Annotated in this window: 1 protein-coding gene; it reads right to left on the bottom strand. The window is 69.1% G+C overall.

Annotated elements, in window-relative coordinates; genetic code table 11:
* Positions 1 to 317: 317 nt before the first annotated feature.
* Positions 318 to 1,424: an IS110 family transposase gene (locus ACPYN7_RS17940; protein WP_424348548.1), complete on the bottom strand. Its 1,107-nt coding sequence runs from the start codon at positions 1,422 to 1,424 to the stop codon at positions 318 to 320.
* Positions 1,425 to 1,543: the final 119 nt, after the last annotated feature.

Below are 1,543 nucleotides of genomic sequence, written 5' to 3'. Positions count from 1 at the left end.
GCTGGGCTGATATGGGGTTCCTGCTTGTCAAGAGGGCAGGGTGAAGCGGGGCACTCATTGATCGGTGAGTGCCCCGCTTCGTCGTTCACGGTGGGGTGGGGGTGGTCTCTGCGGGCGTGTTGTCTCGACGCGTGGTCAGTCTGATATCCGCGGGTTGGTGACCGCATGACGCTGGTTTCGGCGCGAGGAGCGATGCTGGTCTGAGGTCGAGCGTGGCCACGAGGATCTCGTGACTGCTCACAGCCCACTCGCTGGTCTCCTCGGCGCGCGGCACGCAGGAGATTCCCCGTGACCGGGTCCGTGAACGGGTCTGTGGGTCAGGCCTCCATGGTCGCCAGCGACCAGCACCAGCCGGCCAGCTCTCGAGCGATCGCGGTGTTCGCGACCGTGTGACGCTTCTTGTGCTCGCTGAGCACCTGCCAGCGGTGATGCAGCCGCCGGTTGCCCGCGTCCGCGCGTTCGGCCACGGCTGCCGGTGCCAGGGCCCACCGGTCCCGCATCGTCTTGCCCGGCCGGTACTGGGGCTTGTGGTGCCAGGCGGCCTCGATCAGCAGCCGGCGGGCGTGAGCGTTGCCGGTCTTGGTGATCCGGCCCTGGGAACGGGTCTGCCCGGAGGAGTGCTCCGAGGGCACCAGCCCGAGGTAGGAGGCGATGTTGCGACCCGTGAAGCGGTCCCAGTCGCCGATCTCCACCGCCAGGGAGAACGCGGTCAGGGTCGAGATCCCGCGCAGGCAGGCCAGGCGCCGGGTGGTCGTGGTCCACGCGGAGTCGGCGGCCAGGGCCAGGATCTTCGCGTCCAACCGGTCCCGGCGGGCCAGGGCGTGGGCAACCGCGTCGGAGTAGTCGTCGAACACGCTGCGGGAGAGCTCACCGAACACGGCGCTGTCCTGGCGGGCCATCTGCTGCATCCAGGCCTCGTGCTTCCCGGTCCATGCCTCACCACCGGTGTAGATGTGGCCGTGGCGCAACAGGAACTTCCCCAGCCGGTGACGGGCGCTCATCAGGTCCCGGCGCACGTCGTCCCGGGCCCGCACCAGGTCCCGTGCCACCTCGCGGGACCGGTCGGGGACCGTGACCTCGGTGATGTCGTCGTTGCGGGCCAGCCGGGCCAGCAGCCAGGCGTCGCTCTTGTCGGTCTTGACCCTCTCCCCGGAAGGCCGCAACAGCTTCGAGGGTGCTGCGACCTGGACCCGATGGCCGGCCTCGATCAGGGTCCGGGCGAGCTCGTAACCGGTCGGTCCGGCCTCATAGGTCACCTGGACCGGGCCGTGCTCGCGGGCCAGAGCCTCGACGAACTCGCCCACCACGACCGTGTCAGCGGCCAGGGTGTGATGCATGATCTCCCCGGTCAGGGAGTCGATCGCGCAGGCCTTCACGCTGCGGGCATGGACATCCAGTCCCAGACTTGTACGCTCGGTGAACACCGGGGCCTCCTATGCATGTCGGCACCCCGACCCACACCGGTCAGGGCGATCCACGTACTCTGCATAAGCGGGGCCCCGGTCACAAGACCCAGGCACCGCCTACCCCCATAGCGTCTGAG

The sequence above is a fragment of the Kocuria sp. CH-021 genome (assembly GCF_049716185.1).
GTDB classification, from domain to species: domain Bacteria; phylum Actinomycetota; class Actinomycetes; order Actinomycetales; family Micrococcaceae; genus Kocuria; species Kocuria cellulosilytica.
Note: the sequence above shows the minus strand (reverse complement) of the source record. Positions and strands in the feature narration are given on the sequence as shown.